The organism is Microbacterium sp. H83 (assembly GCF_001650405.1).
In the GTDB taxonomy this organism is placed as follows: domain Bacteria; phylum Actinomycetota; class Actinomycetes; order Actinomycetales; family Microbacteriaceae; genus Microbacterium.
The window spans coordinates 17,621-30,531 of the sequence record NZ_LWCU01000013.1 but is presented as its reverse complement, the minus strand read 5'-3'; the positions used below and the strand labels follow the sequence as shown (position 1 = coordinate 30,531).

General features: G+C 67.2%; 14 protein-coding genes. 6 read left to right on the top strand and 8 right to left on the bottom strand.

From position 1 onward, the window contains the following. Nucleotides 1-5: 5 nt before the first annotated feature. The 8 genes from A4X16_RS07225 to nrdH all read right to left on the bottom strand — a co-directional run bounded on the left by A4X16_RS07225 (nucleotide 6) and on the right by nrdH (nucleotide 6,452). Nucleotides 6-818: a M56 family metallopeptidase gene (locus tag A4X16_RS07225; RefSeq protein ID WP_067118574.1), complete on the bottom strand. Its 813-nt coding sequence runs from the start codon at nucleotides 816-818 to the stop codon at nucleotides 6-8. 11 nt (nucleotides 819-829) lie between these two features. Then, nucleotides 830-1,207, bottom strand: a complete 378-nt coding sequence (locus A4X16_RS07220) for a BlaI/MecI/CopY family transcriptional regulator (RefSeq protein ID WP_067118571.1) — start codon at nucleotides 1,205-1,207, stop codon at nucleotides 830-832. Between the two features lie 36 nt (nucleotides 1,208-1,243). Continuing rightward, the gene (locus A4X16_RS07215) at nucleotides 1,244-1,540 is read right to left on the bottom strand and encodes a hypothetical protein (RefSeq protein WP_157560014.1); all 297 of its coding nucleotides are present in this window, start codon (nucleotides 1,538-1,540) and stop codon (nucleotides 1,244-1,246) included. A 251-nt stretch (nucleotides 1,541-1,791) separates the two neighbouring features. Continuing rightward, entirely contained in the window at nucleotides 1,792-2,769 is a 978-nt protein-coding gene (gene nrdF, locus A4X16_RS07210) for a class 1b ribonucleoside-diphosphate reductase subunit beta (protein WP_067118565.1), read from the bottom strand. Nucleotides 2,770-2,789: 20 nt separating this feature from the next. Next, nucleotides 2,790-3,584 (bottom strand): NUMOD3 domain-containing DNA-binding protein, encoded by a 795-nt coding sequence (locus tag A4X16_RS17455; protein ID WP_082914345.1) that lies wholly within the window; start codon nucleotides 3,582-3,584, stop codon nucleotides 2,790-2,792. A 15-nt stretch (nucleotides 3,585-3,599) separates the two neighbouring features. Continuing rightward, on the bottom strand, nucleotides 3,600-5,720 hold the full coding sequence (gene nrdE / locus A4X16_RS07205; RefSeq protein WP_067118701.1) for a class 1b ribonucleoside-diphosphate reductase subunit alpha: 2,121 nt from the start codon (nucleotides 5,718-5,720) through the stop codon (nucleotides 3,600-3,602). Nucleotides 5,721-5,740: 20 nt separating this feature from the next. Continuing rightward, nucleotides 5,741-6,190: a class Ib ribonucleoside-diphosphate reductase assembly flavoprotein NrdI gene (gene nrdI / locus A4X16_RS07200; protein ID WP_067118562.1), complete on the bottom strand. Its 450-nt coding sequence runs from the start codon at nucleotides 6,188-6,190 to the stop codon at nucleotides 5,741-5,743. 28 nt (nucleotides 6,191-6,218) lie between these two features. Continuing rightward, the gene (gene nrdH / locus A4X16_RS07195) at nucleotides 6,219-6,452 is read right to left on the bottom strand and encodes a glutaredoxin-like protein NrdH (protein ID WP_067118559.1); all 234 of its coding nucleotides are present in this window, start codon (nucleotides 6,450-6,452) and stop codon (nucleotides 6,219-6,221) included. Nucleotides 6,453-6,843: 391 nt separating this feature from the next. Here nrdH and A4X16_RS07190 point away from each other — a divergent pair, with 391 nt between their 5' ends. The 6 genes from A4X16_RS07190 (at nucleotide 6,844) to A4X16_RS07165 (ending at nucleotide 12,888) form a co-directional block, all read left to right on the top strand. Next, nucleotides 6,844-8,052: an MFS transporter gene (locus tag A4X16_RS07190; protein ID WP_197491794.1), complete on the top strand. Its 1,209-nt coding sequence runs from the start codon at nucleotides 6,844-6,846 to the stop codon at nucleotides 8,050-8,052. After that, complete coding sequence (locus A4X16_RS07185; protein ID WP_067118553.1) at nucleotides 8,049-8,978, top strand: sugar kinase; 930 nt, start codon at nucleotides 8,049-8,051, stop codon at nucleotides 8,976-8,978. Before A4X16_RS07190 ends, A4X16_RS07185 begins: the two co-directional genes overlap by 4 nt. Before the next feature lie 54 nt (nucleotides 8,979-9,032). Next, entirely contained in the window at nucleotides 9,033-9,791 is a 759-nt protein-coding gene (locus A4X16_RS07180) for an alpha/beta fold hydrolase (protein ID WP_067118551.1), read from the top strand. Further along, entirely contained in the window at nucleotides 9,788-10,948 is a 1,161-nt protein-coding gene (locus tag A4X16_RS07175; RefSeq protein ID WP_067118548.1) for an acyl-CoA dehydrogenase family protein, read from the top strand. Before A4X16_RS07180 ends, A4X16_RS07175 begins: the two co-directional genes overlap by 4 nt. An 81-nt stretch (nucleotides 10,949-11,029) precedes the next feature. Beyond that, nucleotides 11,030-11,497, top strand: a complete 468-nt coding sequence (locus A4X16_RS07170) for an Lrp/AsnC family transcriptional regulator (RefSeq protein ID WP_067118545.1) — start codon at nucleotides 11,030-11,032, stop codon at nucleotides 11,495-11,497. Then, nucleotides 11,494-12,888: an aspartate aminotransferase family protein gene (locus tag A4X16_RS07165; protein ID WP_067118542.1), complete on the top strand. Its 1,395-nt coding sequence runs from the start codon at nucleotides 11,494-11,496 to the stop codon at nucleotides 12,886-12,888. The genes A4X16_RS07170 and A4X16_RS07165 overlap by 4 nt, the downstream gene beginning before the upstream one ends. Nucleotides 12,889-12,911: the final 23 nt, after the last annotated feature.

The window sequence follows — 12,911 nt, the reverse complement described above, 5'->3', positions numbered from 1 at the left end:
AGGTGTCAGGCGGCTGCGATCCGAATCGCCTGCGGCAATCGTCGATGCCGAGCCGACGGCCAGCGCCGGGAGGTGAGTCGTACGGCACGCAGGTGCATGCTCTCATCGCCGGTGGTGTTCGCGAGGATGGTCAGTGCGTTGGCAAGATGGGCGGCGCCGGCCTGCCGGGCGGCTGTGTCGTCCGCCGCCAGTTCGATCAGCAGCACGGTGGCACGATGCAGCGCGCGTCCGGGGCGGGTACGGGGCAGGGACAGTGCGTTGATCTGCGCGATCCGGAGGGCCCACCCGTGCCGTTGCCTGAGGTGCGCGTATTCGTGCGCGAGCACTGCCTGCAGCTGCGGCTCCGAGAGGGCGTCCTCGATTCCGGAAGAGACCAGGATCTCCGGGCGCTGTCCTGGGACGGCACAGGCGATGAGCCGGTCAGAGCGGAACCGGACCAGGGTGAATCCCTTCCGCTCCTCCCGCGAACGCGACAACGCGACCCCGGCGTCTCCTGTCGGTTCGACTCCGGTCGATGCGGCGGCCGACGTGGATACGAACGCGATCATCGCCCCCAACACCCCGAGACCGAGCCATCCGCCGCCGGTCAGCAGAACTGCTTGGCCGGGCGAGCTGACCTCTGAAGTTGTCACCGCTGCCGCGACGCTGCCGGCCACCGCGGCGAAGGCGAGGCTGACGCCGAGAAAGAATGCGGTGAACCAGGCGGTCAGCGCGGCTCGCGGGTGCAGCAGCTGCCACCGGCCCACGGTCAGCGCCACCGGGCTCAGCACTGCTGTCAGGATCGCAGTGCCCGCGCACCCGGCCGCGAACAGGAGCATTCCCTGGGCTGTCACGGTGTGCGGCCCGTGCCCGAGAACGCGGAACGCAACAGCGCGATGTCCTGCGCATCGAGGTTGCCCGCGAACGCCAGTAGCGCTGCCTTCCGATCCTCCGCCTGGTCGAGGGCGGAGATCATCGTTGCTCCCGCATCCTGACCGGCCTGCCGCGGCGTGGCGAAGCGCACTTTCCGCGGCGACTGCTCGATGCGCACCACTCGCCCCTTGCGCTCCAGGCGGGTCAGCGCGGTCATCAGCGTCGTATACGCCGGTATCTGCCCCGAGAACAGCTCCTGCAGTTGACGGGCGCTGACCGGTTCGCTCTGCTCCCGCAGCAGCTGCAGCAGCTCCCGCTCGAGCTCGCCCCATTCCCTGGTCCGTGCACCCGTCATCGCTCACCTCCACCCCCACGGTAACGCACCGTAAGGCTAGACCGGACCGAGCGCAGTGCCTGCCCTGGCAATGCTGCGAGGAGTAGACGGATCCGTCCTGGTTGCGGCCGCCTGGGTTGCACATCGTCGCAGCCTCGTGCTTCCCTCGAGCGCCACCTCGTCGATACCCATCCCGAAATGCGCGAAGTTCACCATCGTGGTCGTGCCGACGAGCTTGAGCACGCTCGGGTCGGCGATCGGTCCGGGTAGCGGCCCACCGTCCAGAACACCGAATTCGGCGCGCACAAGCGGTTCGCCGAGATCATCGGCCAACCACTCGTCGAGCGTATCCATGCGGGTGAGCGTCTCGCGAACCCCGTTGCCGGGCAGTACCAGGTCGTCACCAAAGCCGGCTGACACCAGAAAAGCACTCTCCGGACATGCCGGGGCGATTCATTGGGTGTGGGATGCGGCTTGTTCGGCCTCAGCCTTCCACCCCACTCCCAATGGTTTCTAGCGCCAAGTACCGAATCAGTGCCAGGCCCTATGACGCGTGCCAACTTCAACGTGTGGCGGCGCCATAATGCGTGACGCCGCACAGGACCTCAGAAGTCCCAGTCGTCGTCTTCCGTCGCCTCGGCCTTGCCGATGACGTAGGAGGAGCCGGAGCCCGAGAAGAAGTCGTGGTTCTCGTCGGCGTTCGGCGAGAGAGCCGACAGGATCGCCGGGTTCACGTTCGTCACGGTCGAGGGGAACATCGCCTCGTAGCCGAGGTTCATCAGCGCCTTGTTGGCGTTGTAGTGCAGGAACTTCTTGACGTCCTCGGTCAGCCCGACGCCGTCGTAGAGGTCCTGCGTGTACTGCACCTCGTTGTCGTAGAGCTCGAACAGCAGGTTGAAGGTGTAGTCCTTCAGCTCCTGGCGACGCTCCTCGGTCTCCTTCTCGAGACCCTTCTGGAACTTGTAGCCGATGTAGTACCCGTGCACGGCCTCGTCACGGATGATGAGGCGGATCAGGTCGGCCGTGTTCGTGAGCTTGGCCTTGGACGACCAGTAGATCGGCAGGTAGAAGCCCGAGTAGAACAGGAACGACTCCAGCAGGGTCGACGCGACCTTGCGCTTGAGCGGGTCGTCGCCCTGGTAGTAGTCCATGATGATCTGAGCCTTCTTCTGAAGGTTCGGGTTCTCCGTGGACCACCGGAACGCCTCATCGATCTCCTTCGTCGACGCGAGGGTCGAGAAGATCGAGGAGTAGCTCTTCGCGTGCACCGACTCCATGAAGGCGATGTTGGTGTACACGGCCTCCTCGTGCGGGGTGATGGCGTCGGGGATCAGCGACACGGCGCCGACGGTGCCCTGGATCGTGTCGAGCAGCGTCAGTCCGGTGAACACGCGCATCGTGAGGAGCTGCTCCTCCGGTGTCAGTGTGTTCCACGACTGCACGTCGTTCGACAGCGGCACCTTCTCGGGCAGCCAGAAGTTGTTCACCAGACGGTTCCAGACCTCGAGGTCCTTATCGTCCTGGATGCGGTTCCAGTTGATCGCCTGGACCTCGTTGACAAGCTGAAGCTTCTGCCCGGTCATTCGTCTTTCCTCATTTCGTCCTAAGTATTCTGACGGTCTTCGACGCAGTATGCGCACGTGTCTTTGAACACGTCCTTGTTGGAGTGATATCTGGTGTGAGCGCTGCGGCGGCTGGACGGCATCTTCTTACCCTTGCGGGCGATCGACATCCTGGTTCGGGTCTCGGCGCTCGCGGACTTGCCGAAGTTGGGGTTCAACTCACCTTTCCGCATCTCCGAGAGTCTTGCCTTCGACTCTTCGGACATCCGGTGTCCGAACTTTGGATGCTCAGGGCCGAACTTTCCGAAGTTTGGATTCCGCTCCCCCGCATTCATGCCCTTGCGCTGAACGGACCATTTCGCTCGCTGCTCATCGGAGCGTCGAGTCCCCCAGCTCGGATGATCCGAACCAGATCCGATATCGGGCCGTGTCCGTCCCCGAGATCGTTGTCCCGCCGCTGCACGCTGTGCTTCTGTCCATACGTACCCTCGAGGCCCAAGGCCGCCATCTGAGAGGTTCAGGAGTCGGTGGCCCTCCGCTCGCAGCTTCGCGATCCACCGCTGCTCCGCGAGACCCAGGTCGACAAGCCGGTCACCCGCCACGAGCTCGACGGGTTCGAAGTAGACCTCTTCACTCTCTGAATCGTGCGCCCGGATCCAGTCGCAGAAAGGTGTCTTCCGCCCCGCCCGCGCCGACTTCAGATGTTGCCTGCTGCGGATGCCGACAGTCTTCGTTGTGATCCCGACATACCGGTACTCGGAGGCTGCGTAGCGACGGACCGCGTAGACGACACCGATGATCGGCGACTCGCCTACGCGATCCTTCACTTCCGGCATGTTCGTCTCACCCGACTACAGCATGCAGCTGACGCATTCCGCCATGTCGGTGCCCTCGAGCGCCAGCTGACGCAGACGGATGTAGTAGATCGTCTTGATGCCCTTGCGCCATGCGTAGATCTGCGCCTTGTTGATGTCGCGCGTGGTGGCGGTGTCCTTGAAGAACAGCGTCAGCGACAGGCCCTGGTCGACGTGCTGCGTGGCGGCGGCGTACGTGTCGATGACCTTCTCGTAGCCGATCTCGTACGCGTCCTGGTAGTACTCCAGGTTGTCGTTCGTCATGAACGCAGCCGGGTAGTAGACGCGACCGAGCTTGCCTTCCTTGCGGATCTCGATCTTCGACGCGATCGGGTGGATCGACGACGTCGAGTTGTTGATGTACGAGATCGAGCCGGTCGGCGGCACCGCCTGCAGGTTCTGGTTGTAGATGCCGTGCTCCTGGATCGACGCCTTCAGCGCCACCCAGTCCTCCTGCGTCGGGATGTGCTTGCCGGCGAACAGCTCCTTGACCTTCTCGGTCTCGGGCACCCAGGCGCGCTCGATGTACTTGTCGAAGAACGTCCCCGACGCGTACGTCGAGTCCTCGAACCCGTCGAAGGCCTGCTTGCGCTCGATCGCGAGGTTGTTCGACGCGCGCAGCGCGTGGAACAGCACCGTGTAGAAGTAGATGTTCGTGAAGTCGATGCCCTCTTCGGAGCCGTAGTAGACGTGCTCGCGAGCGAGGTAGCCGTGCAGGTTCATCTGGCCGAGACCGATCGCATGCGACCGGTCGTTGCCGTCCTCGATCGAGCGGACCGAGCGGATGTGGCTCTGGTCGCTCACCGCGGTCAGCGCGCGGATGGCCGTCTCGACGGTCTGGCCGAGGTCGTCGGCATCCATCGACAGCGCGATGTTCATCGAGCCGAGGTTGCAGGAGATGTCCTTGCCGATCTGGTCGTACGACAGGTCGTCGTTGTACGTGGTCGGCGTGTTCACCTGCAGGATCTCGCTGCAGAGGTTGGACATGTTGATCCGGCCCTTGATCGGGTTGGCCTTGTTCACCGTGTCCTCGAACATGACGTACGGGTAGCCCGACTCGAACTGGATCTCGGCGATGGTCTGGAAGAACTCGCGCGCGTTGATCTTCGTCTTCTTGATGCGCGGGTCGTCGACCATCTCGCGGTACTTCTCGGTGACGGAGATGTCGCCGAACGGCACTCCGTAGACCTTCTCGACGTCGTACGGCGAGAAGAGGTACATGTCCTCGCCGTTCTTGGCGAGCTCGAACGTGATGTCCGGCACGACGACGCCGAGCGACAGCGTCTTGATTCGGATCTTCTCGTCGGCGTTCTCGCGCTTGGTGTCGAGGAAGCGCATGATGTCGGGGTGGTGCGCGTTGAGGTACACCGCGCCCGCACCCTGACGCGCGCCGAGCTGATTGGCGTAGCTGAAGCTGTCTTCGAGGAGCTTCATGACCGGGATGATGCCGGACGACTGGTTCTCGATCTGCTTGATCGGAGCGCCCGCCTCGCGGATGTTCGAGAGCAGCAGGGCGACGCCGCCGCCGCGCTTGGAGAGCTGGAGGGCGGAGTTGATGCCGCGGGCGATCGACTCCATGTTGTCCTCGATGCGCAGCAGGAAGCAGCTGACGAGCTCGCCGCGCTGCGCCTTGCCGGCGTTGAGGAAGGTCGGTGTGGCCGGCTGGAAGCGGCCGGAGATGATCTCCTCGACCAGGGCCACGGCGAGCTTCTCGTCGCCGTCGGCGAGGCCGAGGGCGGTCATGACGACGCGGTCCTCGAAGCGCTCGAGGTAGCGCTTGCCGTCGAAGGTCTTGAGCGTGTAGCTCGTGTAGTACTTGAAGGCGCCGAGGAACGTCTCGAAGCGGAACTTCTTGCCGTAGGCGAGGTCGTTGAGCTTCTGGATGAACTCCATCGAGTACTGCTCGATGACGGCGGGCTCGTAGTACTCCTTCTCGACGAGGTAGTCGAGGCGCTCCTTGAGAGAGTGGAAGAAGACGGTGTTCTGGTTGACGTGCTGCAGGAAGTACTCCCGCGCCGCCCGCTTGTCGGCGTCGAACTGGATCTTGCCGTTCGCGTCGTACAGGTTGAGCATCGCGTTCAGGGCGTGATAGTCGAGGCCCTCGTATGCCGGGTTCATCTTGAATGTCGCCGTGTCGGTCACTGCGTGCTCTTCAATTGCGTTGCCCACCGTCGTTCCAATCCGTCGCTCACGCGATCAACGTCGTCCTGTGTGCCGAAGATTTCGAGCCGGTACAAGTGAGGCACGTGGCACTTGCGGCTGATGATGTCGCCGGCGAGACAGAAGGACTCGCCGAAGTTGGTGTTCCCCGCGGAGATGACCCCGCGGATGTGTGAACGGTTGCGCTCGTCGTTGAGGAACCGGATGACCTGTTTGGGCACGGCTCCGCGCTCGACGCCCCGCCCCTCACCCCCGCCGTACGTGGGGGTGACGAGGACGAAGGGCTCGTCGACGACGAGATCCTCCTCCTGACGGTGGAGCGGGATGCGTCGGGCGGGGAACCCGAGCTTCTCGATGAAGCGCGCGGTGTTTCCCGACGCGCTCGAGAAGTAGACCAGGAGCGGCGCTGCGGTCGCGACGGCAGTCATCTCGTCAACCCCGCTTCGCTGCTCGGGATCAAGCCAGACGAGAGGCGAGCTCGTCGATCTTGTCGGGACGGAAGCCCGACCAGTGGTCCTCGTCGGTGACGACGACCGGTGCCTGCATGTACCCGAGCGACTTGACCTGCTCGAGCGCCGCCGGGTCCTCCGACAGGTCGTGGATCTCGTACTCGATGCCCTTGGCATCGAGGGCGCGGTAGGTCGCGTTGCACTGAACGCAGGACGGCTTCGTGTAGACCGTGATCGACATCTCTCGGCTTCCCCTCACATCTCTCTGGGCCTGGCTCCCACCAGGCGATTTCCGGTAGACCCTCACCGGGATCTCAATACTACATATGGGGACGGACATTCGGGGTGACCACAAGGGGTAGTAGTTACATCCGTGTAGTTTTCCACTGCTCTCCACTGATACAACACAGGTTCTCCACCGTTTCTTCCACAGGCGGAGCACCCTCGGAGAGCTCTCCGAACCGCGGGAAATCGCGGCTGGGAGAAACCTGAACGCGATCCATCCACAGGCGGGACGATACGGCGGGTCTCCGACATTCGGATTCCTGTGGAAACTGCGTTCCGGCGTGTCGCGGCGTGTCGGCGATCGCCCCCTTTCCTCGGGCGCCCGCCGGTCCCGGTAGCGTTGACCCGTGGCGGGATATCAGGACCTTCTTCGCACGCCCGGCGTGGCGCGCATGATCGCTGCTCAGCTGACGGCTCGCTTCCCCAACGGGATGAGCTCCCTCGCGATCCTGCTGCACGTCGAGCAGCAGACGGGGTCGTACGGATCCGCCGGCCTCGTGCTGGCGGCCACCAGCGTGGGCCAGGCCGTCGCCGGCCCGATCACGAGCCGGTGGATGGGGGCGTGGGGCATGCGGCGGGTCCTCACGCTGACTCTCAGCGTGTGCGTCGTGGCAATCCTCGGCCTCGCGCTCCTCCCCCTGAACGTCCCCGGATACATGGTGCTCGGCATGATCGCCGGCCTCTCGACCCCGCCGATCCAGGCGGCGGTCCGCACCATCTACCCGAAGCTCGTCAACGCGAAGCAGCTCACGCCGCTGTTCTCGCTCGACGCCTCCCTGCAGGAGATCATCTGGGTCATCGCGCCCGTCGTGATCACCCTCGTGTCCACGCAGGTCGGCACGGCGGAGGGCCTGCTCCTCGTCGCGATCGTTCTCGTCGGCGGGGGCGCGTGGTTCATCCTCTCCCCCGAAGTGGGTCGGGTGCGGATCCCCCGCAGCCGCAACGCCCTCGGCACGGTCGTCCTCAAGCCGCCGGTGATGCTGGCCACCGTGGTCGGCTTCCTCCTGATCGGCGCCTGCTCCGCGGTCGAGGTCGGCGTGGTCGCGACCTTCGAGCACGGCAGCCTCGCGGCGGGACTCGTGCTCGCCGTGTTCTCCGTCGGCAGCCTCGCCGGAGGCCTCGCATTCGGTCACATCCCGATCGGGCCGTGGGCGATGGCGCGGCGACTGCTCATCGTGACGGTCGGCCTCTCGCTCACCATGTTGTCCCTCAACGAGTTCTGGCTCGGCGGCACGCTCATCGTCGCCGGCATCGGCATCGCACCGGCCCTGGCCGTGCTCTTCGCCATCACCTCCGCGAGCGTCAAGTTCAGCGAGACCGCCGAGGCCTTCGGCTGGGCCGGAACGGGCCAGCTCATCGGCGCCGCCGCGGGTTCGGCGGTCGCCGGCTTCCTCGTCGATGCGACCGATCCCCGCGGTGCGTACCTCGCCGCCACCCTGTTCGCCGCGGTCGGCCTGATCGTCTCGATCGTCTTCGTCCGCTCCTTCCCCGATCTGCGTCACCGCGACGCGAGCCCCCACCCCGACACCGAACCCCTGGCGGTCACCCCTTCATGAGCATCGCTCCGTCGTCCTCCCCCACCTCCCCCTCCGCCTCGGCGCCCGACGTCGTCTGCGTCGGCGAATCCATGGGTCTCGTTACGGCCCTCGGCGCGCCGCTCGCGGAGACCGACACCGCCGCACTCGGACTCGCCGGGGCCGAGGGCAACGTCGCGGTGGGACTCGTCGCGGCCGGACGCACGGCGGCGTGGGCGTCCCGTCTCGGCGACGATCCGATCGGCGCGCGGATCCGCACCGAGCTCGAGCGCCGCGGGGTCGAGCTCTGGGTGACGACCGACCGCGACGCTCCGACCGGCGTCATGTTCAAGGACCCCGGCGTCGAGTCGTCGTCCGTGTACTACTACCGCCGCGGATCCGCGGCCTCCCTCATGGCCCCGGGCTTCCTCGGCGCCTCGCGCCTCACGGGTGTCCGCATCGTGCACACCACCGGCATCACGCCGGCCCTGTCGGCGTCCTGCCGCGCCATGGTCGACCAGCTCTCGATCGACGCGCGGGCCGCCGGCGCGATCGTCTCGTTCGACGTCAACGACCGCAGGGCCCTGTGGACGAAGGAGGATGCGGCCGAGACGCTGACGGGGCTCGCGGATGCCGCGGACATCGCGTTCGTGGGGCGCGACGAGGCCGAGCGGATCTGGGGCACCGTCACGCCGGCGGAGATCAGGGCGTACCTCCCGCACTGCGGGCTGCTCGTCGTGAAGGACGGCGACGTGGGGGCGACCGCCTTCACCGGCGAGGACGAGCCGGTGTTCGTCCCGGCACCGCGCGTCGAGGTCGTCGAGCCGGTGGGCGCGGGCGACGCGTTCGCCGCCGGCTTCCTCGCCGCCACGCTCGAGGGAGCCGCGGTCGCCGAGCGGCTCGCCGCGGGGCACGCCGCGGCCGCCCGGGTGCTCACGACCCACGGCGACATGCCGCCGCTCGACTGAGGGACGTCGTCCGGAGAACCGCCTCGCGCGCGGCGCCGGTCGTAGGCTGAGGACATGCCCGCTCCGCTCACGCTGCCCCGGATCTCGTGGGGCGACCCGTCGTCCGATCGTCGCGCTCTCCTGGTCCACGGGCTCGGCTCGTCCGGTGCTCTCATGTGGCGGCTCGGCGATGCGCTCGCGACCGAGGGATGGCATGCGACCGCCGTCGATCTCCGCGGACACGGCGACGCGCCGCGCGCGCTCGACTACAGCGTCGATGCGTACGGCGCCGACCTCGCCGCGACCCGGCCGCCGCACGATCTCGCCTGGGACGCGGTGATCGGACACTCCCTCGGCGGTGCCGCGAGCACGGTCGCCGCGGCATCCGCGCCGGGATGGACCCGTCGCCTCGTGCTCCTCGACCCCGCCCTCCTCGTCGGAGGCCGCGACGCGAGCATCGTCCGCCGGAGCCAGGAGCGCGCGTTCGCGGACAACCGCATCGAGCTCGTGCGGCAGGAGCACCCGCACTGGCATCCGCAGGACTGGGAGCTGAAGGTCGACGCGGTGCACCGGACGAGCGCCTGGGCGGTCGAGCAGACGAGCGCCCAGAACACGCCGTGGGACGTCACCGCCCACGCCGCGCGGCTCACCGTCCCCACTCACATCATCGGCTCGGACCCCGCGGTGTACAGCATCTTCACCGGCGAGGTGGCGGCGTCGGTGCTCGCCGCCAATCCCCTCATCACGCTCTCGGTCGTCGAGGGAGCCGGGCACTCGCTGCACCGGGACAAGCCCGACGAGACCGTCCGCCAGCTGAGAGAGGCGCTCGCATGAGCATGTTCGACCCGACCACCCACCTTCCCGACGAGCTGCTCGAGCGCATCCGCGAGCGCGCGCCGATCCACGACCGCGAGAACACCTTCCCCGAGCAGGACCTCGCGGAGCTGCGGGATGCCGGCTACCTCTCGATCCTCGTGCCGGCCGAGCGCGGCGGCGCCGGGCTGAGCCTCGCAGAGGCCGCGATCCTGCAGCAGCGCCTCGCGACGGCCGCACCGGCCACTGCCCTCGCGATCAACATGCACCTCGTCTGGACCGGAGTCGCGAAGGTCTTCTCCGACCGTGGCGTGACCGGCCTGGAGTTCGTGCAGGACGGCGCGGTCGCGGGCGAGGTCTTCGCGTTCGGCATCAGCGAGGGCGGCAACGACCTCGTGCTGTTCGGCAGCGACACCGAGGCGATCCCCGCGGGCGACGGCGGCTACTCCTTCACCGGCACGAAGATCTTCACGTCGCTCGCCCCCGTGTGGACGAGGCTCGGCCTGCACGGCCTGGACACCACGAGCGCCGACGCGCCGAAGCTCGTCTTCGCCTTCGTCGACCGCACCGACGCCGTCGTCACCGGCGACGACTGGGACACCCTGGGCATGCGGGCGACGCAGAGCAGGACGACCCGCCTGCACGGCGCGACGGCGGATGCCGCCCACGTCGTGCGCCGCATCGATCCCGGCCCCACCCCCGACCCGATCGTGTTCGGCATCTTCTCGGTGTTCGAGATCCTCCTCGCATCGGTCTACACCGGCATCGCCCGGCGCGCGCTCGACCTCGCGGTGCTCACCGCGCGGACGCGGCGGTCCAAGAGGACGGGCACGACGTACAGCCAGGATCCCGACATCCGCTGGCGCATCGCCGACATGGGACTGTCGTATGACGCGCTGCCGCCGCAGATCGCCTCGCTCGCGCGCGACGTCGACGAGAGCGTCGACCACGGCGCCCGGTGGTTCACCCTGCTCTCGGGCGTCAAGCACCGCGCGATCACGACGGCCAAGCACGTGGTCGATCAGGCGATGCTCGTCGCGGGCGGCGGATCGTACTTCTCCTCCTCCGAGCTGTCGCGCCTGTACCGCGACGTCCTCGCGGGCGCCTTCCACCCCTCCGACCCGGAGTCGGCGCACGCGACGGCGGCGAGCGCGTGGCTCGGACCCGTCGAGGCCTGATCCCTCCGTTTTCGACACTGACCGACCGCGATTTCTGCGGATCCGGTTGCCGCGAGCGCCTGTGAGTGCGAGGATCGCATCATGCCGACCTCGAAGAAGCATCCCCCACTGGATGATGTGGCGAAGACCATCATCGAGCTGCTGCAGGAGGACGGGCGCCGCTCCTACTCCGACATCGGCCGTGTCGTGGGACTCAGCGAGGCGGCCGTGCGCCAGCGCGTGCAGCGGCTCACCGAGTCCGGCGTCATGCAGATCGTCGCCGTCACCGATCCGATGCAGCTGGGCTTCCCGCGACAGGCGATGATCGGCATCCGCGTCTCGGGCGACACCCGGGTCGTCGCCGAGGCGATCGCCGAGATCCCGGCGATCGACTACGTCGTGATCACCGTCGGCTCGTTCGACATCCTCGCCGAGGTGGTCTGCGAGGACGACGAGGACCTGCTGGCCATGATCAACGACCACATCCGCCCGATCGACGGGGTGCTGTCGACCGAGACCTTCATCTATGCCAAGCTGCAGAAGCAGCTCTACAACTGGGGGACCAGATGAGCACGCACCGCACCACTCCGTCCGAGGCCGAGCTGCAGGCGATGGCCAAGGATCACCTCTGGATGCACTTCACGCGCCAGTCGACGATGGAGAAGAGCGGCGTGCCGATCATCGTCAAGGGCGACGGGCACCGCATCTGGGATGCGAAGGGCAAGGAGTACATCGACGGGCTCGCCGGGCTCTTCGTCGTGAACGCCGGTCATGGTCGGCGACGGCTCGCCGAGGCCGCCGCGGCGCAGGCATCCGAGCTGTCGTTCTTCCCCCTGTGGTCGTACGCGCATCCGGCGGCGATCGAGCTCGCCGACCGGCTCGCCGCCGAGGCCCCTGGCGACCTGAACCGGGTGTTCTTCTCGACCGGCGGCGGCGAGGCGGTCGAGACCGCGTTCAAGCTCGCGAAGCACTACTGGAAGCTGCAGGGCAAGCCCGCCAAGCACAAGGTCATCTCGCGCTCGGTGGCGTACCACGGCACCCCGCAGGGTGCGCTCGCGATCACCGGCATCCCGGCGATGAAGGCGATGTTCGAGCCCGTCACGCCCGGAGGTTTCCGGGTGCCGAACACGAACTTCTACCGCGCCGCCGAGATGGGCGCCCCGAGCGACGATCTCGAGGCCTTCGGGCGCTGGGCGGCCGACCGCATCGAGGAGATGATCCTCTTCGAAGGCGCCGACACGGTCGCGGCGGTCTTCCTCGAGCCGGTGCAGAACTCGGGCGGATGCTTCCCGCCGCCCCCCGGGTACTTCGCCCGCGTCCGTGAGATCTGCGACCGGCACGACGTGCTGCTCGTCTCGGACGAGGTCATCTGCGCGTTCGGACGGCTGGGACACACGTTCGCCTGCACGGGGCTCGGCTACGTGCCCGACATGATCACGTGCGCGAAGGGCATGACCAGCGGATACTCGCCGATCGGCGCGACCATCGTCAGCGACCGCATCTACGAGCCCTTCTCGCACGGCGACGTGTCGTTCCCGCACGGGTACACCTTCGGGGGGCACCCGGTCTCGGCGGCCGTCGCCCTCGAGAACCTGGCCATCTTCGACGAGGAGGGCCTCAACGCCCACGTCCGCGAGAACTCGCCGCTGTTCCGCGCGGAGCTCGAGAAGCTCCTCGACCTCCCGATCGTCGGAGACGTGCGCGGCGACGGCTACTTCTTCGGCATCGAGCTCGTGAAGGACACCGCGACGCGCGAGACCTTCGACGACGCGGAGTCCGAACGCCTGCTGCGCGGCTTCCTCTCCCCCGCGCTGTTCGAGGCCGGCCTGTACTGCCGCGCCGACGACCGCGGCGACCCCGTGATCCAGCTGGCGCCGCCGCTCACGGTCGGCCCGGCGGAGTTCCGCGAGATCGGCCAGATCCTGCGCGGCGTGCTGACCGAGGCGCAGTCGGTCCTCTGACGCCCACTCCGGGGGCCGACACA

Bases quoted from the DNA above. Each gene is read 5' to 3' on its own strand.
- A4X16_RS07225 (WP_067118574.1), bottom strand. From the start codon at position 818: ATGCTCCTGTTCGCGGCCGGGTGCGCGGGCACTGCGATCCTGACAGCA.
- A4X16_RS07220 (WP_067118571.1), bottom strand. From the start codon at position 1,207: ATGACGGGTGCACGGACCAGGGAATGGGGCGAGCTCGAGCGGGAGCTG.
- A4X16_RS07215 (WP_157560014.1), bottom strand. From the start codon at position 1,540: ATGGATACGCTCGACGAGTGGTTGGCCGATGATCTCGGCGAACCGCTT.
- nrdF (WP_067118565.1), bottom strand. From the start codon at position 2,769: ATGACCGGGCAGAAGCTTCAGCTTGTCAACGAGGTCCAGGCGATCAAC.
- A4X16_RS17455 (WP_082914345.1), bottom strand. From the start codon at position 3,584: ATGCCGGAAGTGAAGGATCGCGTAGGCGAGTCGCCGATCATCGGTGTC.
- nrdE (WP_067118701.1), bottom strand. From the start codon at position 5,720: ATGAACCCGGCATACGAGGGCCTCGACTATCACGCCCTGAACGCGATG.
- nrdI (WP_067118562.1), bottom strand. From the start codon at position 6,190: ATGACTGCCGTCGCGACCGCAGCGCCGCTCCTGGTCTACTTCTCGAGC.
- nrdH (WP_067118559.1), bottom strand. From the start codon at position 6,452: ATGTCGATCACGGTCTACACGAAGCCGTCCTGCGTTCAGTGCAACGCG.
- A4X16_RS07185 (WP_067118553.1), top strand. From the start codon at position 8,049: ATGAGCATCGCTCCGTCGTCCTCCCCCACCTCCCCCTCCGCCTCGGCG.
- A4X16_RS07180 (WP_067118551.1), top strand. From the start codon at position 9,033: ATGCCCGCTCCGCTCACGCTGCCCCGGATCTCGTGGGGCGACCCGTCG.
- A4X16_RS07175 (WP_067118548.1), top strand. From the start codon at position 9,788: ATGAGCATGTTCGACCCGACCACCCACCTTCCCGACGAGCTGCTCGAG.
- A4X16_RS07170 (WP_067118545.1), top strand. From the start codon at position 11,030: ATGCCGACCTCGAAGAAGCATCCCCCACTGGATGATGTGGCGAAGACC.
- A4X16_RS07165 (WP_067118542.1), top strand. From the start codon at position 11,494: ATGAGCACGCACCGCACCACTCCGTCCGAGGCCGAGCTGCAGGCGATG.